Genomic DNA, 21088 nt, shown 5'->3' with positions numbered 1-21088 from the left:
ATGAATTTTGAACCCGGTTGCAAATGAATTGACCGCTTGTGGCCCAATTACAGCCATAGGAGTTTGACTTCCGAAGGACAGCTTTGCGCCCCCGTTCCGGTCGTTCATTCACTATCGGGTCGATGGGGTTATTGTGAGCGATGTTCCGTTTGTTCCGCAGCGTGTAGGTCGTGAGCGCAAGCCGGGCCGAGCAAGTGCGCAAGCCTTCCGGTAGCGAAGCTTCATTTTCACCGCAGAGAATTCAAATGCTCGCATCGATTGAGCGGGTCGATGTTTTGCTCGATTGCGGTGCGGGAGCTGATGCATGCAGTCCTCACACTTCTACCTGCCTACCGGCGGAGTTCAGCTTGCGCCCGCTTCCTCAGTGGCGGCAGGCGGTGGTTCTACGGCCTTGCGGCGGCGTGCGCGCAGAACGACGTAGAAGACCGGTGTCAGGAATAGTCCGAAAAACGTGACGCCCAGCATCCCCGAGAATACGGCCGTGCCGAGCGACTGGCGCATTTCGGCGCCCGGTCCGGTCGCGACTACGAGGGGCACGACGCCGAAAATGAAGGCGAAGGCTGTCATCAGGATCGGACGCAGGCGAAGATGGCTCGCTTCGATCGCCGCCTCGACTGCAGTCTTGCCTTCGTCCTGGGCCTGCCGGGCGAACTCCACGATCAGAATCGCGTTCTTGGCCGCAAGCCCGATCAACACGACCAGACCGATCTGGGTCAGGATATTGTTGTCCATTCCCCTGAGATGCACGCCGATCAGCGCTGCGAGAATGGCGAGCGGCACGATCAGGATGATCGCCAGAGGGAGGATCCAGCTTTCATACTGCGCCGCCAGTGCCAGGAACACGAAGACGACCGACAGGGCGAAGATGTAGATCGCCGTATTGCCGGTGTTCTTCTCCTGGAAGGCAAGCTCTGTCCATTCAAAGGTCGTGCCTGCAGGCAGCAGCTCGCGAGCCAGCGTCTCCATCTTGTCGAGAGCGGTGCCGGTCGAGAATCCGGGAGCGGGATTACCCTGGACCGGAACGGATACGTACATGTTGTAATGCTGGACGAGCGCCGGGCCGCTGGTATCGAGGATATCGACCAGCGTTCCGAGCGGCACGAGCGCGCCGGTTGCCGAGCGTACCTTCAGCGACAGAATGCTGTCCCTGTCGCCACGGAACTGTTTGTCGGCTTGCGCGCGAACCTGGTAAACACGACCAAAGGCATTGAAATCGTTGACGTAGGATGTGCCCAGATTGATCGACAGCGTATCGAATATGTTCGGAATCGGCACGTTCAGCGCGCGCGCCTTGTCGCGATCGATGTTGAGGAAATATTGCGGACTTGAGGCCGAGAATGTCGTGAACACCCCCGCAAGGCCTGGTGTCTGGTTCGCCTTGGCCATGAGCTGATAAGCGGTGCCCAGCACGCGGCGCATGTCGGCGCTTTCGAGATCCATCAACTGCATCTTGAAGCCGCCGCCATTGCCGATACCGGCGATCGCAGGTGGCGGGATGGCGATGATGAAGGCCTCCTGGATACTCTGCAGTTTCATGTAGAGTTCGCCGATGATCGCATTTGCGCTTTGACCGTGCTTGAGCCTTTCCTCGAACGGCTGGAAGGGTGTGAAGATGACGCCGGAATTGGATGCGTTGGTGAACGTGGCGCCATTGAAGCCCGCAAAGGCCACGGCGTTTCTGACCCCAGGGACAGACTGTGCTATCTCGGAGGCTTTCTTGATCACCGCATCGGTGCGTGCGAGAGAGGCGCCATCCGGCAGTTGCACGACGACGATCGCGTAGCCCTGATCCATCGTCGGCACAAAGCCGCGCGGCACCGTGGTTCCCATGTAATAGGTCGCCGCGAGCAAGCCTGCAAAGACGAGAAGGCACGCTGCGAGCGCCGCGCGCGTTTGCACCAGATGACGAACAACCCAGGAGTAACCGGCACTCAGCCTGTCGAAACCAGTATTGAAGCCATTCGCCAGCCACCTGGTCAGGCGCGTGAGCGGATTGCGCGAGGGGTGCTGCTCCTCATGTGCTTTCAATAGGATCGATGCGAGGGCGGGTGAAAGGGTCAGGGAGTTCAATGCGGATATGGCGGTCGCCACTGCGATTGTCACCGCGAACTGTCGATAAAACTGCCCTGATATGCCGGGAATAAAGGCCGTCGGCACGAAGACCGCGATAAGGACGAGGGAGATTGCGAGAACGGCAACCCCGACTTCGTCCATGGTTACATGCGCCGCCTCTTTGGGCGTCATGCCTCGAGCGAGATTGCGGTCGACATTCTCGACGACGACAATCGCATCGTCGACGACGATGCCGATCGCCAGCACGAGGCCGAACAGCGTCAACATGTTCAGGGAGAACCCGAAGGCGAGGAGGAAGGCAAAGGTCCCGATCAACGACACCGGGATGGCGACGATCGGAATGATTGCAGTCCGCCACGACTGCAGGAAGACCAGCACGACGATGGCAACCAGAATGGTGGCCTCAATGATCGTCTTGTAGACCTCGTAGATCGATTCCGAAATGAATTCCGTCGGGTTGTAGATGATGTCGTAGGTAAGCCCCGGCGGAAAATCCTTGGACAATATCTTCATGGTCGCCTGGATCGACTCGGAGGCGGCCAGCGCATTGGTGCCCGGTCGGGCGAAAATGCCGATTGCGACAGCGGGCTTTGCGTCGAGATAGCTATTGGTGGCGTATTCCTTTGCGCCGAGCTCGACGCGCGCGACATCCTGCAGCTGCACAAGACGGCCGCCTTCGGTCGCCTTGACGATCACATAACGAAACTGCCTCGCGTCGGAGAAGCGCCCCACCGTGGTGACGGTATATTGAAACGCGCTGTTGCCGGAGGCCGGCGGCGCCCCGATCAGACCGCCGGAGACCTGCACATTCTGTTCGCGAAGCGCCTGCACGACGTCGCTGGAGGTCATGCCGTAGGCCGAGAGCTTTTCAGGGTCGAGCCAGATGCGCAGGGAGTATTCTCGTTCGCCGAAGAGGATGACGTCGCCCACGCCATCGAGGCGGACGAGCTTGTCACGAATGCGGCTGCGGGCATAGTTCGAGGCGTAGAGCTGGTCGTACCGGGAGTTGGGCGACAAGATATGGATGACCATCATCAGGTCGGGCGAGCTCTTGGCCGTGGTGACGCCGATGCGGCGAACATCCTCAGGAAGACGTGGTTCGGCAATCGAGACCCGGTTCTGCACGAGTACCTGCGCCTTGTCGAGATCCGTGCCGAGCTTGAAGGTTACCGTCAGCGCCATCGAGCCGTCCGCGGTGGAGTAGGAGGACATGTACAGCATGTCCTCGACGCCATTGATCTCCTGTTCCAGCGGCGTTGCCACAGTATTGGCAATCGTCTCGGCATCAGCGCCCGGATAGGCGGTGCGGATAACGATGGTCGGCGGCGCAATCTCGGGATACTGCGCCACCGGCAGCTGAAAATAAGCGACACCGCCGACAATGAGCAGCACGATGGAAACGACTGACGCGAAAATCGGTCGGTCGACAAAGAAGTGGGCAAACCTCATTGAGCAGGCTCCATGGTCGCTGCTTCCGGGGCGATGTCGTCACGCTGCTGCGGCAGCTCGATCATCTGAGGCGTCACCTTGGCGCCCGGACGGGCGCGCATCAGCCCGTTGACCACGATGGTCTCAGTGCCGTCCATGCCTTCGCGGATGACCCGGTAGCCATAGAGGCGAGGGCCGGGACGAACCGGCTTGGTGGATATGGTGCCGTCGGCACCCACGACGTAGACGACGCGCTCGTTCTGGTTCGAGCCGATCGCTTCATCGGGCACGAGGATGGCACGATAGCTATTCGATGCTTCGATCTGGATGCGGCCGAAAAGACCGGGCTGCAGAATGAGGCTCGGATTTTCGAAGCGGGCGCGCAATCGCATCGTCCCAGTGTCTTTGTCGACCCGGTTTTCCGCAAAGTCGAGCTTGCCCTTGAATGGCTTCTCGTTGGAATCTGCGATCGTCACCTTGACATCGACGCCACCGCCACCGACCTGGAGGTCGTCGCCACGGCCGCGAGCAGTCCTGGCAAAATTCAGCAGCCGCCGCTCGTCTACGTCGAAATAGAAGTCGATCGGGTTCAAAGTCACGATCGTCGTCAGGACCGATTGGTCGGCCTGGATCAGGTTGCCGACCGAGATCAGCTTGCGATCGATGCGGCCGCTGATAGGGGCGGTGATCCTTGTGTATTCCAGGTCAAGTTTGGCACGGTCGGCGGTGGCCTCGACCGCGCGGACGCTTGCCTGCGCAGAAAGCCATTCCCGCCGGCGGTCCTCGACGGTCTGAATGGACTGGCCGCCGCTCTTCACGAGCGTTTCGGCGCGCTTCAACTGTGCTGCGGCATAGGTAAGCGTGGCCTCTGCGGACTGCACCTGCGCATCGGCCTGTTCGACTGCAATCTGGAATGGCTGGGGATCGATGACGAACAGCAGATCGCCCTTCTTCACCAACGCGCCGTCCGTGAAGTGGATCTCTTGCAGATAGCCGCCGACGCGGGCGCGCACGCTCACCTCGTCAAGGGCCTCGAACCGGCCGACGAAATCGTCGTTGTCCACGACGTCCCTGACGACGGGCTTGGCAACTGTAACAGGTGGAGCCGCATTCTGCGCGGCCAACGCAACCGGAAGAAGGAGGAAGACGAGGAGAAAACAATTCTTTAGTGCTGAAAACGACCAATTACGCATTCTCATGCTCCCTCGGATCGATACTGTACCAGCTTCTCCGGTCGATTGACCAATGTCAACTCCACACGCTCTCCGGCGGAGTTTCCACGTCGCCGCTCAGGAAAAGGCCGCCCCTTTCCATCTCACGAGCGATGCTGGAACGGCCCTCGATGATGGCTCCCAGCGAAACAACGCCGGTCTCAACGTAAAGGTCGACGTCCCGGCCGGGGTCGAGCGAGCATAACTCGGGCAAGTCCGCGCCTGGCTCGACCACGAACCAGTAATGGGGATACTTCGGTGGGGGATCGTCGCGGAAATGGAAGCGGATGACGGCGCGCCGCCGTGGCAGTTCAGCCAGGACAATCATTCGCCGCACGCTCCACATGATGGTCGACGCATCCCGGCCGCTGAGGGCGATCTCCGCCTCGATATTGCATTGCGCCCATTCCGCCAGCGCGCTCATCGCCGGCTCGAGCTTGATCGACTTCTCAGTGCGGAAATAGTCGACGGCGCCCGTCGCTTTGTCCTCGACGCGCTCGACCAGTCCCAGCGCTTCCATCTCCTTGAGCCGTCTCGACAGGATGGCGGACGAGATATTCCCCACCCCCTTCCGAATGTCGTTAAAGCGGGTCGAGCCGTTCCAGAGCTCGGTCAGGATTTGGGTCGTCCAGCGCGGTTCCAGTATCTCGCAAGCCAGTGAAATCGGGCAGATCAGTCCGTAAGGCCGTCGCGTCATGGCCGAACACTCCTTTGGCACAAGCCTAGTCCTTTCGGAAATCTAGGGCCAGTTCACAATCTGAAGCGAAACGCTTCCAAAGCTGCGCTAGCGCCTATGCGACATGGTGCAATCCTATCTGTAACGCGTTCGATCTCATCCGCCCGGATCGGCCTTGAAGCTCCAAACAACTTCGCCGTGGCGTGTTGGGCGCGAAGCCCCTGGCAATCTCGCAAACGACGCAAAGAGCGTCCGGGTTTGCGAGCAATTGTTCGGCACGGGCACTCCACGGCATTCATCGCTCCAGTCCTTGTCTCCCCCGACCAAGTGCTGGACGCTTAGTACAGGGATGTGTCGCCGTCTTCTCATTGCGCGCACGCGGCTCAACTTAAATCCGGTGCGTAGCCGAATTCATCGAGCCCGAAGCTCAATTTCGGTAAAGGGAGCGCATATCCGTCGGCGTCATGCCGGAAGAATCCCGGAAAGCGCGATAGAATGTCGCGAGACTGTCGAAGCCGCAGGCAAAGGCGATATCCGTGATAGACCGTGCCGGCATCGTCTCCAGCAATCGGCACGCGCTGCGGATCCGTATGGCGGTCAACGTCCTGGAGAAAGACAGGCCCGTCGGCTCGAACAGAACATGGATCTGCCGCAACGAAATTCCGAGCTCACGGGCGACCGCCCCCGGCGACAGGTTCGGCAGATGGTGATCGCGCGTGAGAATCTCGTGCGCTGCGTGGAAGAAGCCCGCGCGCAGCGCCGCCCGGCATTCCGGCATGCCTGGCGGCAGGCGGCCGCGCTCGAGCATGGCGACCCTTGCGATGTGCGTAACCGCGGAGGAAGGATCGGCAAGATCACGCCATTCGCCGGTTATGGCGTTGAAGAGCGCCGAGAGCGGTCAGGCAAATACGCTCTGCGGCCTCGACGTTGCCACGAAAAGATCATGCGCCGGCGCCGCCAACAGAATGTCGCCCGTCAGGGGAATCTTCAACATGCGAAAGTGGAAGCCATCGGAACGCTGCGGGGTGCCAGCATAGGGCAGATCGGAATGATTGATGGCGAGATCGCCCTCCCGCACGGACTGTATACGTCCCCGGCCGACATCCACCCAGCCCGGCCCGCGCACTTGGCGCGAGATGCACAGACTGTGGCCTGCCACCCGGCCGATATCCTTGTCGGTCCGACTCACCTTGTAAGATGAGGCCTGCATTTCCGAGACGACCGCACCACCGACCTGGGCGCTGAACCGCCCGAAAAAATCGGTCCGACGCTCTCGCGGCAGTTCGATCGTGACGCCAAACAGGCTCCTGCCGCGCGACTCGCACCAGTGATCGAAACGATCCCGCAGAGGAAGGTCATCAGTGGAGAAACTGAGCATATTAGTAATTTACCCGCAAAACATACAAAGTTTACCCAGAGCGTGACCATTCTTCCGAACTGAACCAGGCAATTCATCTAATGTCGGACGTTAGACGGAATCAATAGTCAGCATCCTGATGCTATCGAACTCAACAAGCTTGGTTGCGATGCGAATCGATCTCGGCTCTGCGGTTGTGGCTTTTATTTTCCGATTTAAATGGAACCGTAAATGACGGTGTCCGAGGTTCTGCTGCCATCAACTGCGCTTGACGCCGAATGCGGGGTCTCAGCTTCTGCTTCCTTCTAGTGCAAAAGGTCCCGCGCGGTTGAGCTGATCCTTTTCGAACGTTGCGGTTGACGCGTTCAACGTCGGCTTCGCGCCCCCATGGCAGCCGTTGGACACAGACTTATTCGATCCCGTAAGCAGGCGTTCGGACATTGTAGCCGCACGAGTTGCGCCCGCACCTTTCGGCAGTGTTGCCGTGTAATTGGTGAAGCGCTTCTTATCGAGCTTGATCGGATCGCCCTCCTTGAGCGCGATATCGCTCCCTGCCGCCGCCGTTACTTGGGCTATCGCCTTCTGGTTGAGCGCATTGACGCAGTGAGCGCATAGATTGCGGACCGTCATTGCTCGACGACCGCGCGCGCTTGCCGCCTTTAATCCCCGACCAGTCGCGGCCGCCCGCTTTTAAGATGGCATCGCCCTAAACTTCCATTGCTACGTCAGTGATGTAGCGCTCGGCTGCGTCACGAATCACCTTGAGTCAAGAAGATGTAGTGTTCGGCTGCGTCACGAATCACCTTGAGTCAAGAAGATTCCGGCTTGTGGGCCGGCTATTTTGCTGACATTGTTACCTGTTAACAGGTTGCACTGTGGCAGTTGTTCAAATGGAGGGGCATAAGCATGGCAAAGGAATCTTCGAGTACCGCTTCTTCTGCGAATAAGGCGGACGAAAATCTGATAGGTAATGCAGAGGGAAACGGGCTGAACTTCATGGCGGCCCAAGCCCGCGAGGGCGGGATCTCCGGTGACGCTGTAGGTGTCGACAAGATACGCGATCTGCTGTTCGGCAACCAGATGCAGGACTATGACCGCCGTTTTTCCAAGCTTGAAGACCGGTTCTTGCAGCGCTTCAAGGATGTCGAATCCGAGGCCAAGCGCAATCTTGAAACGTACGAGTCAAATGCAAAGAAGCAGGTCGAATCGCTCGCGGCGCAATTGCGGAGCGAAAAAGATGCACGAGCCGAGGCCGACAAGGAGATTGACCGGAATCTTCGCGAGCACAATCAGGCACTTGAAAAGCAGGTGCGCGCGTTGTCGGATCAATTGAGCGAGCTTGAGCGCGACGTTGCGGACCGGATAAATCAAAGCGATCATTTGCTGCGTGAGGAAATCAAGCAAAAGAATGAAAGCATTCAGATGCTAATGGAGAAAATGTTTTCCGATCTCAACAACGTCAAGACCGACAGAAATCTTTTGGCTGGCCTGTTTGTCGAGGTTGCAAAATGCATAAATCAGGATTCCGGGGGTAGCAAGAGCAACTCGGAACGTGACTGGAAAGTGAGTTGATCGGAACTTGACGTCGACCGTCGACCCAATCAGGCTTCCTCAAAGAGCCGCCTCGAACGATACCGAAATCGATCGCGCGGCTCTGGCTATTCTTTTGGTCGAAATTGCCCGGAACGTTGATCCGGACCATCATGCGCGTTTCGACGGAGTTCCAACCGCCGATCGTCGCATGGAAACGCTGCGCCAGTTGCTGGTCGGCCGTGAAATTTCGGAGCTTTCACGAGTTACGCATCTGCTGGGCGAACCGGAGCAGCTTGCGGAAGCAGTGGGCGGCGTTCTTCCCAGTGCGGCCGCACGGGCGCCTCATGCGCAGCTCGGCGAGGCCCTTGCGCCAGCCGTCGAGAGGGCTGTGCAACGGTCGATCCAGAAGAGCCCGCGCACGCTGACGGATATATTATACCCGGTGTTTCTGCCAGCAATTCGCAAGTCGATCGGGGAAAAGATCGACCAGACCTTTCAATCGCTGAATGAAACTTTAAGACATATATTTACCTGGCATGGGCTCAAGTGGAGATTTGAATCTTGGAGAACTGGTGCCAGCTTCTCGGAAGTTGTTCTGAAGCATTCTCTTGTCTATCGTGTAGAACATGTCTTTCTCATTAACCGAAATTCCGGGCTTTTGATCTCGCATGTAACTGCCGATAATGCAACGAGCGAGGATCCTCAACTCATTTCTTCGATGCTCAGTGCAATTCAAGACTTTGTTAAAGACTCATTTCACGAGAAAGAACAGAGCGGCCTGGACACTATCCGCTTTGGGGAGCTTCGTCTCTGGTCAGAAGTTGGACCGTTTGCGACCTTGGTTGCAGTGATCCGGGGAAATCCGCCCGAGGAATTACATGAAATAGTTCGCGATGTGTTGCTTCGCATCCATGATGAATACTCACAGGCTTTAGAGCAGTTTGACGGCGACGGTTCTCAGTTAGCCGGCATAGAGACGCAGTTGCAGACCTGCGTTGAACTGAAGCAGGAGGACTCAAACCAGGGATTTCCGTGGCTAGTGGTGGCTGCAGTCCTGCTGGTTTTGATTCCGGCAGGCGGTTGGTTCTTTCTTTCCTGGCAATCCGGGCAGCGCTGGCAGGCCTATGTGTCACGACTTGAGGCCCAACCGGGCATCAGCGTTGCGGAACAAAAGGTGCGCGATGGCCAATTCTATATTGCCGGCCTGAGAGACCCGCTTGGCGCCGATCCGCAGTCGCTGTTGTCCGGAACGCAGGTCGATCCCGCCCGCGTTCATTCACAATGGCAATTCTATCAGAGCCTTGAGCCGGAGTTCGTGTTAAAGCGGCTAACGGCGTCGCTGGCTCCGCCCAAATCTGTTCTGCTTTCGATCGTCCAGGGTCGCATCGTTGCCGAGGGTGAGGCTCCCGACACCTGGATAGATCGGGCGCGCGCAGCGGCCCGACAGCTTTCGGCAGGCGGCCCGGAATTCGACATCTCCAAGGTTCGTGATGTGAGCCCCGAAGCACGCGCGGCGGAGCACTGGCAGTATTATGTGTCGCGACTTGAAGCCCAACCGGGCATCATCGTCGCCCAACAAACGGCAAGGGGCGGACATTTCTACATTTCCGGCCTGAGAGACCCGCTTGGCGCCGACCCGCAGTCGCTGTTGTCTGGAACGCATGTCGATCCCGCCCGCGTTCATTCGCAATGGCAATTCTATCAGAGCCTTGAGCCGGAGTTCGTGTTGAAGCGGCTGACGGCGTCGCTGGCTCCGCCGGATACAGTACGACTTTCGATCGTCAAGGATCGCATCGTTGCCGAGGGTGAGGCTCCCGACACCTGGATAGATCGGGCGCGCGCAGCGGCCCGACAGCTTTCGGCAGGCGGACCGGAATTCGACATCTCCAAGGTTCGTGATGTGAGCCCCGAAGCACGCGCGGCGGAGCACTGGCAGGCCTATGTGTCGCGACTGGAGACCCTGCCGGGCATCATCGTTGCGGAACAAAAGGTGCGCGATGGCCAATTCTATATTGCCGGCCTGAGAGACCCGCTTGGCGCCGATCCGCAGTCGCTGTTGTCCGGAACGCAGGTCGATCCCGCCCGCGTTCATTCACAATGGCAATTCTATCAGAGCCTTGAGCCGGAGTTCGTGTTGAAGCGGCTAACGGCGTCGCTGGCTCCGCCCAAATCTGTTCTGCTTTCGATCGTCCAGGGTCGCATCGTTGTCGTGGGTGAGGCTCCTGCCAACTGGATCAACCGGGCGCGGGCCGCCGCAGAACAACTTTCGGCGGACGGAGTGGTTCTGGATGTCTCGCAGCTGCGTGAGCTGAACCTTGCAGAACTTAATTATTTGAGAGCGGCCATCCAGGCGACCGATATTTTCTTCTATTCCGGCAAAGCTGTGCCGGGACCAGAGCAGATGCCGGTCCTCGACAGGTTGGCGGATCAAATAAAGGAATTCGCCCAAAATGCCCGCAAGTCAGGCGTAACAGCGCGGTTCATGCTGACCGGCCATGCGGACGCCACGGGCCGTGAGACGGCCAACGTGTCGATCAGCGCCGCCCGCGCCGAGACAGTTCGCGCGCTTCTCAACAAGCGCGGCGTCGCTCCGGAACTGCTGCTGGTTCGGGGCGCTGGCACCTTTGAGCCGGTGGTGCCCGAAAATAGTCGAACTGGGAGCTCCACAAATCGCCGGGTTTCGATTACGGTAAACCTAGAGTAGTGCGGAGCTAGGATGTTGCAAAAAAAGATCTGCATGTTGGGTGGGTTCGCTGTCGGAAAGACGAGTCTGGTTCGCAGGTTTGTGCAAAGCATCTTTTCAGATACCTACTTGACCACGGTGGGAGTGAAAATCGACAAGAAGAGTGTAGCACTCCCGGACAAAACCGTGGATCTGATTTTGTGGGATTTGGCCGGCGAAGACGATATCGGCTCATTCCGCGTCAGCAATGTGCGGGGTGCGACCGGGCTCGTGCTTGTCGTCGATGGAACCCGCGCCGCTACTCTTGCCGTGGCGCTCACTCTACGCGAGCGGGCCGAGGCCGAATTCGGCGCTATGCCGTTTGTATTGCTGTTCAACAAATCCGACCTGGCCGATCGGTGGACAATATCGGAGAGTGAGATTAACGAACTCAGGCAACTTGGATGGCAAATCTATCTAACAAGTGCGCTTTCGGGTGAACATGTTGATGATGCGTTTCGTCAGCTTGCTTCGATGGTCACCAAATAGACCATGGATAGATTGCCAAAAGAAGTCGGAAGCTGGATTTACGATTTCTTCTACAATGAGCACTCTGTCGCATATCTGAAAATTGACGCCCAGCTTTGCATAGCTGCGAAGGGCGGTAACCTTAAACATTACGGGCTCTCATCGCTTCGCATCGGCAATCCTGTTGCCGATCAGCTTGAATTTATGGAAGGTTTGCTGCCTTGCCCGGAGCTTCCATATCATATGGCCATGGTCGAACTGCCCAGCGGGCGTGTCGCGGACCTTCATCTTTTTGCCGGCAATGCCTGCGTGTGGCTGCTCCTTCTTGACGCCACTGCCGAACGCGACAACAAGCAGCGGCTTCAACAGAAGGCTTATGAAATGACGCTCCTGCAAGAGAGGGAGCGTCAACTCAACGAGAAATTACAATCGACGAACGAGGCGTTGAGGAAGAGCCAGGAGGGATTGTCGCGTGAATACCAGCGCGCCGAATCCCTACTCCTCAACATTCTTCCGGCGTCGATCGCGGAGCGGTTAAAAGCGCACCAAAAAATTGCAGACAACCACGCAGAGGTGAGTGTGCTTTTTGCCGACATCGTCGGTTTTACGGAAAGAACCCGGAGCGTCGGAGCCGTGACGACGCTCGCTATGTTAAATTACTTCTTCAAGGCGGCGGATCGGCTCTCGCAACGATACGGTTGCGAAAAGATCAAGACAATCGGCGATTGTGTGATGGTGGTCGCTGGCCTGCCCACCGCGCGACCCGATCATGCAAAAGCCCTCGCGCACTATGCACTTGAACTGCGGAAGGTGGTTAAGCGCGAACGCTTCGCAGGAGAGCCGCTGAGACTCAGAATTGGAATTCACTCGGGACCAATCGTCGCTGGCGTCATAGGCAAAAGGCGGTTCGCCTATGACCTGTGGGGCGAGACCGTTAATCTCGCCTCACGCATTCAAACGTCCGCGGAGCCCGATGAGATCCGTATTTCGGATGCAACTCACCAACTGCTTGGACCAAAATTTGCTTGCGACCCACTCGAGGAAACGGAATTGCGTGGTACAGGTCGTGTGCGAATGTGGCGGCTCCCGGCTTGATTTGCCGCTTGGCAGTGCCGACCCTGGAACGCATTGCATCTCAAGCTAATCAAACATCATGGTTTCGAATGTCCGCAGAGGTGCGCGAAGCAGTCGACCACCGAGCGACCGCCAAAGGTCTGTCCTGGGTCAACTCAGAACATCGGATCCTGGAGATTTAAGTCCGCTATCGTTCTTCCCTGCGCCACATGCGGACCTACTGCTCTCGGCCCCAGTTCGGTCGCTCGCTCAAATTGATCCCACGTCCGCTTTTGGCAAAGCAGCCATCGAAGCCTTTTTGAGCCAGTGTGCAAAGTTGTCAGAGGCAAACAAGAACGTTATGAATCAAGCACTTGTGGGGATCAAGGGAGGGCAACCAAACGTGAAAAACACAATGGAAACAACACAGAATATCTCAATGTTGGAACCAATGTTGGAACCAAGACGGCGCACAACACCCTGAATTTGGTACTTTTTCTTGAAAATCAATGCAATAGGAAAGTGATGGTGGGCCCGGAGGGACTCGAACCCCCAACCAAGCGGTTATGAGCCGCCGGCTCTAACCATTGAGCTACAGGCCCGAACCCGAGTGACATCAGGTCATGCAATGGTTATGCGTTGGGGCTAGGCTCTAGCGGAAAATATTCTGCCCCGCAAGCGCCCGCCGCAAAAGCCGCACAATCGCTTGTCAGGGAATGGTATCCACAATCCCAGGAGGAAATATGACTTTCGTCTCGTCCCGCACACTCGCCGCAGCGCTTCTCGCCGGCGCTATTGCCCTGCCCTTTACATCGCCCGTTTTTGCCGAGGACAACATGCCGAAAGAGGCCGTGATCATCGTTTCCGGCGATGCCGAGGCCGCCATCGCGCCCGATCTCGCCATTGTCTCCCTCGGCGTCAGCGAGACCAAGCAAAGCGCCCGCGAGGCACTCGACGCCAACAACAAGTCGATGGCTGATGTGCTCAAGGCGCTCAAGGCCGATGGCATTGCCGACAAGGACCTGCAGACCTCGGGCTTCTCCATCCAGCCACAATACACCTATCCACAGAACGAGGATGGTACGCCCAAGCCGCCGGTGCTGACCGGATACACCGTCTCCAACATGCTGACGGCGCGCATTCGCGACCTCACCAAGGTCGGCGATGTGCTCGACGCGTCGGTGACGCTCGGCGTCAACCAGGGCGGCGAAATCCGTTTCACCAATGTCGATCCTGAAAAGACCATCGAGGCTGCCCGCAAGGATGCGATGAAGAATGCCATTGCCAAGGCCGAGACACTTGCAACCGCGGCCGGCGTCAAGCTCGGACGCGTCGTCGAGATCACCGAGAACATGCAACGCCCCGAGCCCATGCCGGTCATGCGCATGTCGATGGCCAAGGAAGCCTCGGATTCGGTACCGGTGGCCAGCGGCGAAAACAGCTACTCGGTCACCGTCAACGTCACCTTCGCCATCAAGCAGTAAAACGAAAAGGCCCTCCAAGGTTTTCACCTTGGAGGGCCTTGTACCGTCCGTCATGACAGGGGGTGGGGGAGACGTGACGGAGCGGAACAGTATTCGAACTCTGAAATTGAGCTCAAATCGTTACAGGCGCGGGCAACCGCGAACATTGGCGAACACCATCTTGGCCCATACGCCACGGCTTTTGCCGGTGACGACGACGCGGTTGACACCGATCTTTTCGATCGCCACGCGGTTCAGGCCGTGGTTCGCAGCCTTCTGAAGAGCAAGGCCCGGAGCGCAACGGCCGCCGACAATAATCGGAGCCGGACGAACGATGACCACCGGAGCCGGGCGAACGACGACGACACGCTCACGATAGACCGGGCGGACGACGACGACGGGCTTGCGAACCACGACATGCGGCTGGCGAACGATGACTTCAACCTGCGCGGCATTGGCCGGTGCAGAGGCGCCCATGGCGCCAAGTCCGACGAGGGCTGCGAGGGCGACTTTGGTGAAGATGTTCATGATGCTCTCCTTAGAATTCGTTTTTCGCTTGCCGGGGTTTGCGCTTGTTTGTCCCGCCCCGAAGCGTTGACGTCGTTTTAGGAGATCAATGGTGAACGAAATCGGAATTGGCCGTTCATGCGGCGTTCAGGATGGTAAATTTTCGTTAAACAATTGATTTTTATAGGTTATTTTTATCTATTCGGCCGAACCGGAATCCGCTGTCAGATTGTGCGCGGCCCATTGTGACCTTGGAATCGGATCGCCGACGAGAAACGCGAAGGAAACCACCTTCGAATCGTCGCTCGAAAGCGCACAGCGGAATTTGATGCCATACCAATCACGCCGGCTGTGAAATGCTCCGCCGCCCGCCTCCACTCCGTGCTCAGACAACGCAATATCGGACATTGCGTAGGCGACCACATAATCGGGCTTGAGCATTTGTTTCGCACGCCGCACCTGCTCGATGGCCTCGAGATCGCAGAGCTGGATCATGCGCTCGTCGGCCGCCAGTTGCTTCATCGCCTGCCTCGCGCTTTTGTTGTGGCGGTCGGAAAGCAGCTTTTCCGAATAGAGTTGCCGCGCCGGGATCAACAAGTCCGGCGCGGGTTTGGGTTCACTCCTCGCGACCGGCCGGGCCTTGGCGGCGCGAATGATCTGGTCCGAGGTCAGCGGCGGTCGCTGAATCTTCTGCACGGCGAGCTGCGGCGTTGGCTCGTCCATCTTCGCCGGCTGCCCCGGTTGAGGCAGTTGCACGAGTTCGACACTGACGCTTTCGTCCCTGGGCGGCTTCAGCGTCGCCCCGGGCTGCAGGAAGATCAATGCAAGCAGCACGGCAGCATGCAGTAGAAACGAGACGGAAAGCGTTCCTCTCATGATCCTCAGTCGCTTCCCATTGTCGCCGGCCGGCTGCTTTAAAGGCTGATGGCGGCTTTGCCAGCAGAGAATGACGGAAATAGGTCACGAGAGGCAAAACGGCAGGGGTGGCAGCCGATCGCCAGACACACGCTCGGCTGCAATAGTGAGTGTCAACAGCAACGGCTTTGCAAAGCTCGCTGCTGCTCACATCTCCCGGAAGCGCGGCAGAGGCGCCGCCCCTGTCGCGCAAAAAGGTCTCTGGACAATTTCACTCAGAGTGTGGCTATCAGCTCGCGATAGGCCGATTCCGGAAACGCCTTCAGTGTCCGTGAACGGACATTGCCGGCCATGCCGAGCGTCAGTGCGAAGCGGGCGAGCACCGCGTCATCCGGCGCCTCGCAGATCGCCACCATGTCGTGTTCACCCATTGTGAGATAGAAATCCTTGAAGGAGCCTCCCATTGCCTCGAGCGCCTTCTTGGCGGCATCCAGGCGTTTCGGCGAGTCGCGAAGACTCTTTACTCCCTGTTCCGTCCAGTTGAGCATTACAATGTAGGTGGTCATGCGATACCTCCCATGCGACACCCCCTCGCAAAGGCATCGCCTCATCTCTGCATCCGGGAGGGATTTTACGCCTGATGCGCATGGCCTGCAAACAGGCAGGGAAAAGCGCCACGACCCGCCTGCCCCAGATGCCAACGACAGCTATATCTTTGTGGTCTCAGGTCGGTCCTCTTCACGAACCTGCAGAATGCGGTCGATGAGACCCCATTCCACTGCTTCCTCTGCCGTCATGAAACGGTCGCGATCCATGGCGCGCTCGAACTCATCATAGCTGCGACCGCAATGCTCAGCATAGAGCCGCGTCATACGGTGCTTGGTCCGCTTCATTTCCTCGGCATGGATGAGCATGTCCGATGCCTGTCCCTGAAAGCCGCCTAAGGGTTGATGGATATGGATGCTGGCATTGGGCAAGGCGGTCCGCTCGCCTGACTGGCCCGCCATCAACAGGAACGATCCCATCGAACGGGCCGTTCCCATGCACAGCGTATGCACGGGCGCACGGATGAAACGCATGGTGTCATACATTGCCAGGCCGCTTGTCACGACCCCGCCTGGGGAATTGATATAAAGGCTGATCGGCTTTTTGGGATTTTCCGCTTCCAGAAACAGAAGTTGTGCGCAGACGAGTGACGCGACGGCGTCGTTCACCTCGCCGTTAAGGAAGATGATCCTCTCTCGCAAAAGGCGAGAGTAGATGTCGAAAGACCGCTCCCCCCTGCTTGACTGCTCTATGACCATAGGGACGAGTTGCATCGCTTCGCGCATCGGCGAATTCCTTTTTTCCAGAATTTTTTTGGGAGAATCGAGCCGTCAGGCGGCGCGCATGAGGCAGAACCGGCTGGTGTTCGCAGCCCTTCGGGGAGGCCGCTCCAGTCGCGCATCCGCCAGCTCATGGATGATTCTCAGCCTGGTGCCGCCGGCGGCATTGGGCCTGAGCTGAAACGTCACGATGCTTTCGAGGAAGGGCGGCTCGTCGTCCCGCATTCTGTAGCGAATTTCCTCGCCCGTCGCCGAAGAGACCGGCTCGGCTTCGGCCAGTTGTCGTTTCGGCAGCCATTTCTCGCGAAACGCCGGGATGCTGATCGCTCGCCAGACTTTTTCTGGTGGCGCCTCGAGTTCGTATTCGAGCACCATGTCCTTCGCCTGCCCGTCAACCTCGATGCCGTTCATTGGTCCATATCCCTCAGCAAGACTTTCAACGCGTCGATGCGCGCGGGCCAGTAGGCGCGATACTTCGCCAGCCATCCGGCGATGAGCGCCAGGCCATCTGGATCGACTTCGTAGTTTACGAAACGGCCCTGCCGTTCTTCCCGCACCAGCCTTGCGTTGCGCAGAACCGAAAGATGTTGGGACATGGCCGGCTGGCTGATCTCCATGCCCTGTCGCAAGGCACTGGCATTCATGCCGCCGGATGCCAGCTTTTCGAAGATCGCACAGCGGGTCGGATCGGCCAGGGCCTTGAAGATATCGTTCTCAATCATGCCGACACATAAGCACACACTTATGCGATTCGCAAGCTCAATGATTCACGATCAGTCGGGAAGGGTCATGCGGGCTCGCCGTCGCGAAACTCCAAGTCTCGCGACAAATCCAAGCGGCTGAAAGAAATGGAAAGTATTCCACATTGCAGCGAGCGGCCGCATCCGGGCCGCTCGTGGTATTCAAATCTGCTTTTGCCGGATCAGCTGTCCAGGAAGCTTCTGAGCTTGCGCGAGCGGCTGGGATGCTTGAGCTTGCGCAGCGCCTTGGCTTCGATCTGGCGGATACGTTCGCGGGTGACCGAGAACTGCTGGCCGACTTCTTCGAGCGTATGGTCGGTGTTCATGCCGATGCCGAAGCGCATGCGCAGCACGCGCTCTTCGCGCGGCGTCAGCGAGGCCAGCACGCGGGTCGTGGTTTCGCGCAGGTTGGCCTGGATGGCCGCGTCGATCGGCAGAAGCGCGTTCTTGTCCTCGATGAAATCGCCGAGATGCGAATCCTCTTCGTCGCCCACCGGGGTTTCGAGCGAGATCGGCTCCTTGGCGATCTTTAGGACCTTGCGGACCTTTTCGAGCGGCATGGCAAGCTTTTCGGCCAGTTCTTCCGGCGTCGGCTCGCGGCCGATCTCGTGCAGCATCTGGCGCGATGTGCGAACGATCTTGTTGATCGTTTCGATCATGTGCACCGGAATACGGATCGTGCGCGCCTGGTCGGCGATCGAGCGGGTGATCGCCTGGCGGATCCACCACGTCGCATAGGTCGAGAACTTGTAGCCGCGGCGGTATTCGAACTTGTCGACCGCCTTCATCAGGCCGATATTACCTTCCTGGATGAGGTCGAGGAACTGCAGGCCGCGGTTCGTGTACTTCTTGGCGATCGAAATCACCAGGCGAAGATTTGCCTCGACCATTTCCTTCTTGGCGATGCGCGCTTCGCGCTCGCCCTTCTGCACCATCTGCACGATGCGGCGGAATTCAGATATCGAGATGCCGGTCTCGGTAGCGAGATTCTGGATCTCCTGGCGGAGGTCCTTGATCGTCTGGTTTTCGCTGCGCGAGAAATCCTTCCAGCCACGGGCGGAAAGATTGCCGATCGACTTCATCCAGTTCGGATCGAGCTCGGCGCCCATATACTGGGTGAGAAACTCTTCGCGTGCCACGCCGAAGGATTCGGCCAGACGCAGGAGCTTGCCTTCGTTCTGCACGAGGCGCTTGTTGATCTCGTAGAGTTGCTCGACGAGGCTGTCGATGCGGTTCTGGTTGAGCGACAGCGATTTTACCGCCGTGATCAGCTCGTCCTTGAGTTCCTTATAGCGGCGCTCCTGGGCGGGCGACAGCGTCGCGGAGGCAGCGAGGCGAGCCTCCACCTGCTGGTCCTGCAGCTTGCGCAGCTTCTTGTAGGTCTCGGCGATCTGGTCCAGCGTCTCCATGACCTGCGGACGCAGCTCGGCTTCCATGGCGGCGAGCGAGAGGTTGGACTCGTCTTCGTCCTCTTCCTCTTCCTCGAAGTTCATGGTGTCGCCGCCGACATTGGTGACGTCATCTTCGTCGGAACCAGCCGGCATGCGCGCCTTGCGGGCCTTTTCCTTCTCTTCGGCAGCCTTGCGGTCAGCCTCGATCTTTTCCGGGCTCTGGAACTGGGGCGCAGCCTTGGCTTCCGGGCCGGAATAGGTGGTTTCGAGATCGATGATCTCGCGCAGAAGCGTCGTGCCTTCGTTGAGTTCGTCGCGCCAGATGATCAGCGCCTGGAAGGTCAGCGGGCTCTCACAGAGGCCCTGGATCATCGTTTCGCGGCCGGCCTCGATGCGCTTGGCGATGGCGATTTCGCCTTCGCGCGACAAAAGCTCGACCGAGCCCATTTCGCGCAAATACATGCGCACCGGATCGTCGGTACGATCGGTGGGTTCTTTCTTCTTGGCAGTGGCCAGCTGGGTGCCAGCAGCCGGGGCGATCTCGCCGCCTTCGCTTTCACCGTCGCTATCGCTGTCGCTGTCGTCGGTGTCGGGAGCCTGCTCCTCGATATCCTCGTCCTCGACGACGTTGATCCCCATGTCGGAGAGCATCGCCATCGTGTCTTCGATCTGCTCGGAGGTCACTTCTTCGGACGGCAGCACGGCGTTCAGCTCGTCCATGGTCACATAGCCGCGCTTCTTGGCTGTTTTGATCATCTTCTTGACGGCGTCATCGGAAAGGTCGAGAAGCGGGCCATCCGGCGCGCTTTCGCGTTCCGTTTCCGCTTCTTCGTTTTCTTTGACTTTTGTTGCCATAGTCTGTGACTTTCTTTAACGCCGGTTTCTTACAAACTTCGAAGCACTGGAATTGTTCGCTGCACAGGGCCATCAGCAGCGAATCAGTGACAACGAAATAACAGGAAGTCGGATTAAGGACGGATTAATCGCGAGGAGATTTCCATTCGGAAACCGGCACTTGCCTCAACCCGCGACAGATCAGACCCAATCTCGTACTTCCTGCTCGATACTTCTTCACGATTTTGTCTGAGATGGTGATTCCCGCAATTTCATGTCCCGTCAAGCGTATTAGCTGAAAAAAGCGCAAAAAGCCCGCAGCGATGCGCTTGCGGACCCATTCCAGAACCTGATCTCTATGTAGGGCAAAATCACGCCAAAACAAGTGCAGACACAATGAAGCTTGCGCGAAACTTGTCGCGAAGCAAGCTTCAACATCCTGAATCCACAAGATAAGTTAACACCGCACCTCTCGTCATTTTACGCGAATTTTATCCTGCCGGTCAGCTAGCGGCGAGCTTTGACGACTATGCTGCTCGTCAAACGGGGTGATGACAGCCCTTTTCGATCATTCGAGCCATGATGGAATCGCCATGAAGACGAGAAAAGGCAGCGAAAACGCCGACGACCTCACCGGAAGCGCAAGCGCCGACAGGATTCTGGGTCTTGCCGGCAATGACACGATCTCGGGCGGCAAGGGCGACGACGTCCTCTCCGGCGGTGACGGCAACGATGTGATCGACGGCGGCGCCGGAAATGACAAGATCGATCTCGGCAACAACTCCACCCCGATCATCGGCGCCATGTGGGACATCGCTTATGGCGGCTATGGCAAGGACACCATTCGCGGCGACGCAGGTGTCGATTTCCTGCACGGCGAAGCAGGCAGCGATCGTCTCTTCGGCGGCACGGAGAACGATTTCCTGTTTGGCGAGGACGGTAACGACAGGCTCTACGGCGACGCCGGCAACGACATCCTGATCGGTGGTGACGGCGATGATACCCTGAACGGCGGAGACGGCGCCGATCGGCTGTTTGCGATCTATGGCGATGACATCATGAGCGGCGGCAAGGGAAGTGACGCCTATTTCCCCGGGCACGACAGCACTCACATAAGCGACCGCGACGGCGCCGAGGAGTATCATATCGAGGACAATGATAGCCACGCCTGGATCTTCGACCACACCGGCATTGATATGCTGGTCTTCAAGAATGTTGCCAAGGACGACCTGACCTTTACCCGCGAAGGCGATGATCTGTTGATCACCATCGACGGCTACCAGGGTGAAACGACGCTCTCCTCATTCTTCCACGGCAAGCAAAACATGATTGAAGAACTGTTCGACAGCACCCTCAACTCGAGCAGCGACACCGGCTATGATCTCACCGATCTGAAGAAGCTGATGAAATACAGCGGAGACTCACTCGACGGTTCGGATCTCTGGACTTAGC

17 protein-coding genes, 1 tRNA gene and 1 pseudogene are annotated in these 21088 nt (G+C 58.2%); 6 read left to right on the top strand and 13 right to left on the bottom strand.

The genetic code is table 11. From position 1 onward, the window contains the following. Nucleotides 1–342: 342 nt before the first annotated feature. From ACXHRN_RS06265 to ACXHRN_RS06245, 5 genes and pseudogenes are all read right to left on the bottom strand, one after another. Nucleotides 343–3522 (bottom strand): efflux RND transporter permease subunit, encoded by a 3180-nt coding sequence (locus tag ACXHRN_RS06265; protein WP_488640473.1) that lies wholly within the window; start codon nt 3520–3522, stop codon nt 343–345. Then, the gene (locus tag ACXHRN_RS06260; protein WP_488640472.1) at nt 3519–4694 is read right to left on the bottom strand and encodes an efflux RND transporter periplasmic adaptor subunit; all 1176 of its coding nucleotides are present in this window, start codon (nt 4692–4694) and stop codon (nt 3519–3521) included. The genes ACXHRN_RS06265 and ACXHRN_RS06260 overlap by 4 nt, the downstream gene beginning before the upstream one ends. Before the next feature lie 55 nt (nt 4695–4749). Continuing rightward, complete coding sequence (locus ACXHRN_RS06255; protein ID WP_488640471.1) at nt 4750–5409, bottom strand: winged helix-turn-helix transcriptional regulator; 660 nt, start codon at nt 5407–5409, stop codon at nt 4750–4752. Nucleotides 5410–5815: 406 nt separating this feature from the next. Then, a pseudogene (locus tag ACXHRN_RS06250) lies at nt 5816–6766 on the bottom strand (helix-turn-helix transcriptional regulator). 267 nt (nt 6767–7033) lie between these two features. Beyond that, complete coding sequence (locus tag ACXHRN_RS06245; RefSeq protein ID WP_488640470.1) at nt 7034–7375, bottom strand: hypothetical protein; 342 nt, start codon at nt 7373–7375, stop codon at nt 7034–7036. Nucleotides 7376–7651: 276 nt separating this feature from the next. Between ACXHRN_RS06245 and ACXHRN_RS06240 the strand changes: the two genes are divergently transcribed. From ACXHRN_RS06240 to ACXHRN_RS06225, 4 genes are read left to right on the top strand one after another with little or no spacing between them, the layout of a single operon-like run. Next, nucleotides 7652–8317 carry a hypothetical protein gene (locus tag ACXHRN_RS06240; protein WP_488640469.1) on the top strand — a complete coding sequence of 222 codons (666 nt, stop codon included), beginning with the start codon at nt 7652–7654 and terminating at the stop codon, nt 8315–8317. 7 nt (nt 8318–8324) lie between these two features. Further along, nucleotides 8325–10982: an OmpA family protein gene (locus ACXHRN_RS06235; protein ID WP_488640468.1), complete on the top strand. Its 2658-nt coding sequence runs from the start codon at nt 8325–8327 to the stop codon at nt 10980–10982. A gap of 12 nt (nt 10983–10994) precedes the next feature. Further along, a complete protein-coding gene (locus ACXHRN_RS06230; protein ID WP_488640467.1) occupies nt 10995–11489 on the top strand; it encodes a Rab family GTPase in 495 nt (164 codons plus the stop codon). A 3-nt stretch (nt 11490–11492) separates the two neighbouring features. Next, nucleotides 11493–12563, top strand: coding sequence for an adenylate/guanylate cyclase domain-containing protein (locus tag ACXHRN_RS06225; RefSeq protein WP_488640466.1), 1071 nt, complete (start codon nt 11493–11495; stop codon nt 12561–12563). Nucleotides 12564–13047: 484 nt separating this feature from the next. Here ACXHRN_RS06225 and ACXHRN_RS06220 read toward each other — a convergent pair. Further along, a tRNA-Ile gene (locus tag ACXHRN_RS06220) sits at nt 13048–13123 on the bottom strand. Nucleotides 13124–13264: 141 nt separating this feature from the next. Here ACXHRN_RS06220 and ACXHRN_RS06215 point away from each other — a divergent pair. Next, nucleotides 13265–14005: an SIMPL domain-containing protein gene (locus ACXHRN_RS06215; protein ID WP_488640465.1), complete on the top strand. Its 741-nt coding sequence runs from the start codon at nt 13265–13267 to the stop codon at nt 14003–14005. Nucleotides 14006–14125: 120 nt separating this feature from the next. Here the strand turns inward: ACXHRN_RS06215 and ACXHRN_RS06210 are convergent, their stop codons facing one another. From ACXHRN_RS06210 to rpoD, 7 genes are all read right to left on the bottom strand, one after another. Then, the gene (locus ACXHRN_RS06210) at nt 14126–14512 is read right to left on the bottom strand and encodes a hypothetical protein (RefSeq protein ID WP_488640464.1); all 387 of its coding nucleotides are present in this window, start codon (nt 14510–14512) and stop codon (nt 14126–14128) included. A gap of 177 nt (nt 14513–14689) precedes the next feature. Next, a complete protein-coding gene (locus tag ACXHRN_RS06205) occupies nt 14690–15325 on the bottom strand; it encodes a DUF930 domain-containing protein (protein WP_488640463.1) in 636 nt (211 codons plus the stop codon). Between the two features lie 296 nt (nt 15326–15621). Further along, nucleotides 15622–15912: a GYD domain-containing protein gene (locus ACXHRN_RS06200; RefSeq protein ID WP_488640462.1), complete on the bottom strand. Its 291-nt coding sequence runs from the start codon at nt 15910–15912 to the stop codon at nt 15622–15624. A gap of 141 nt (nt 15913–16053) precedes the next feature. Further along, nucleotides 16054–16677, bottom strand: a complete 624-nt coding sequence (locus tag ACXHRN_RS06195; protein ID WP_488640461.1) for an ATP-dependent Clp protease proteolytic subunit — start codon at nt 16675–16677, stop codon at nt 16054–16056. Nucleotides 16678–16722: 45 nt separating this feature from the next. Beyond that, on the bottom strand, nt 16723–17082 hold the full coding sequence (locus ACXHRN_RS06190; protein ID WP_488640460.1) for an SRPBCC family protein: 360 nt from the start codon (nt 17080–17082) through the stop codon (nt 16723–16725). Further along, complete coding sequence (locus tag ACXHRN_RS06185) at nt 17079–17393, bottom strand: ArsR/SmtB family transcription factor (protein ID WP_488640459.1); 315 nt, start codon at nt 17391–17393, stop codon at nt 17079–17081. The genes ACXHRN_RS06190 and ACXHRN_RS06185 overlap by 4 nt, the downstream gene beginning before the upstream one ends. Before the next feature lie 200 nt (nt 17394–17593). Beyond that, complete coding sequence (rpoD, locus tag ACXHRN_RS06180; protein WP_488640458.1) at nt 17594–19657, bottom strand: RNA polymerase sigma factor RpoD; 2064 nt, start codon at nt 19655–19657, stop codon at nt 17594–17596. Between the two features lie 572 nt (nt 19658–20229). Between rpoD and ACXHRN_RS06175 the strand changes: the two genes are divergently transcribed. Beyond that, nucleotides 20230–21087, top strand: coding sequence for a calcium-binding protein (locus tag ACXHRN_RS06175; RefSeq protein ID WP_488640457.1), 858 nt, complete (start codon nt 20230–20232; stop codon nt 21085–21087). Nucleotide 21088 lies beyond the last annotated feature (1 nt).

The organism is Shinella sp. OV683 (assembly GCF_057787725.1).
Note: the sequence above shows the minus strand (reverse complement) of the source record. Positions and strands in the feature narration are given on the sequence as shown.

Excerpts from the sequence above, each read along its gene's own strand:
- ACXHRN_RS06255 (WP_488640471.1), bottom strand. The coding sequence starts at position 5,409 with ATGACGCGACGGCCTTACGGACTGATCTGCCCGATTTCACTGGCTTGC.
- ACXHRN_RS06175 (WP_488640457.1), top strand. The coding sequence starts at position 20,230 with ATGAAGACGAGAAAAGGCAGCGAAAACGCCGACGACCTCACCGGAAGC.
- rpoD (WP_488640458.1), bottom strand. The coding sequence starts at position 19,657 with ATGGCAACAAAAGTCAAAGAAAACGAAGAAGCGGAAACGGAACGCGAA.
- ACXHRN_RS06215 (WP_488640465.1), top strand. The coding sequence starts at position 13,265 with ATGACTTTCGTCTCGTCCCGCACACTCGCCGCAGCGCTTCTCGCCGGC.
- ACXHRN_RS06265 (WP_488640473.1), bottom strand. The coding sequence starts at position 3,522 with ATGAGGTTTGCCCACTTCTTTGTCGACCGACCGATTTTCGCGTCAGTC.
- ACXHRN_RS06210 (WP_488640464.1), bottom strand. The coding sequence starts at position 14,512 with ATGAACATCTTCACCAAAGTCGCCCTCGCAGCCCTCGTCGGACTTGGC.
- ACXHRN_RS06230 (WP_488640467.1), top strand. The coding sequence starts at position 10,995 with ATGTTGCAAAAAAAGATCTGCATGTTGGGTGGGTTCGCTGTCGGAAAG.
- ACXHRN_RS06195 (WP_488640461.1), bottom strand. The coding sequence starts at position 16,677 with ATGCGCGAAGCGATGCAACTCGTCCCTATGGTCATAGAGCAGTCAAGC.
- ACXHRN_RS06240 (WP_488640469.1), top strand. The coding sequence starts at position 7,652 with ATGGCAAAGGAATCTTCGAGTACCGCTTCTTCTGCGAATAAGGCGGAC.
- ACXHRN_RS06225 (WP_488640466.1), top strand. The coding sequence starts at position 11,493 with ATGGATAGATTGCCAAAAGAAGTCGGAAGCTGGATTTACGATTTCTTC.
- ACXHRN_RS06190 (WP_488640460.1), bottom strand. The coding sequence starts at position 17,082 with ATGAACGGCATCGAGGTTGACGGGCAGGCGAAGGACATGGTGCTCGAA.
- ACXHRN_RS06200 (WP_488640462.1), bottom strand. The coding sequence starts at position 15,912 with ATGACCACCTACATTGTAATGCTCAACTGGACGGAACAGGGAGTAAAG.
- ACXHRN_RS06260 (WP_488640472.1), bottom strand. The coding sequence starts at position 4,694 with ATGCGTAATTGGTCGTTTTCAGCACTAAAGAATTGTTTTCTCCTCGTC.
- ACXHRN_RS06245 (WP_488640470.1), bottom strand. The coding sequence starts at position 7,375 with ATGACGGTCCGCAATCTATGCGCTCACTGCGTCAATGCGCTCAACCAG.
- ACXHRN_RS06185 (WP_488640459.1), bottom strand. The coding sequence starts at position 17,393 with ATGATTGAGAACGATATCTTCAAGGCCCTGGCCGATCCGACCCGCTGT.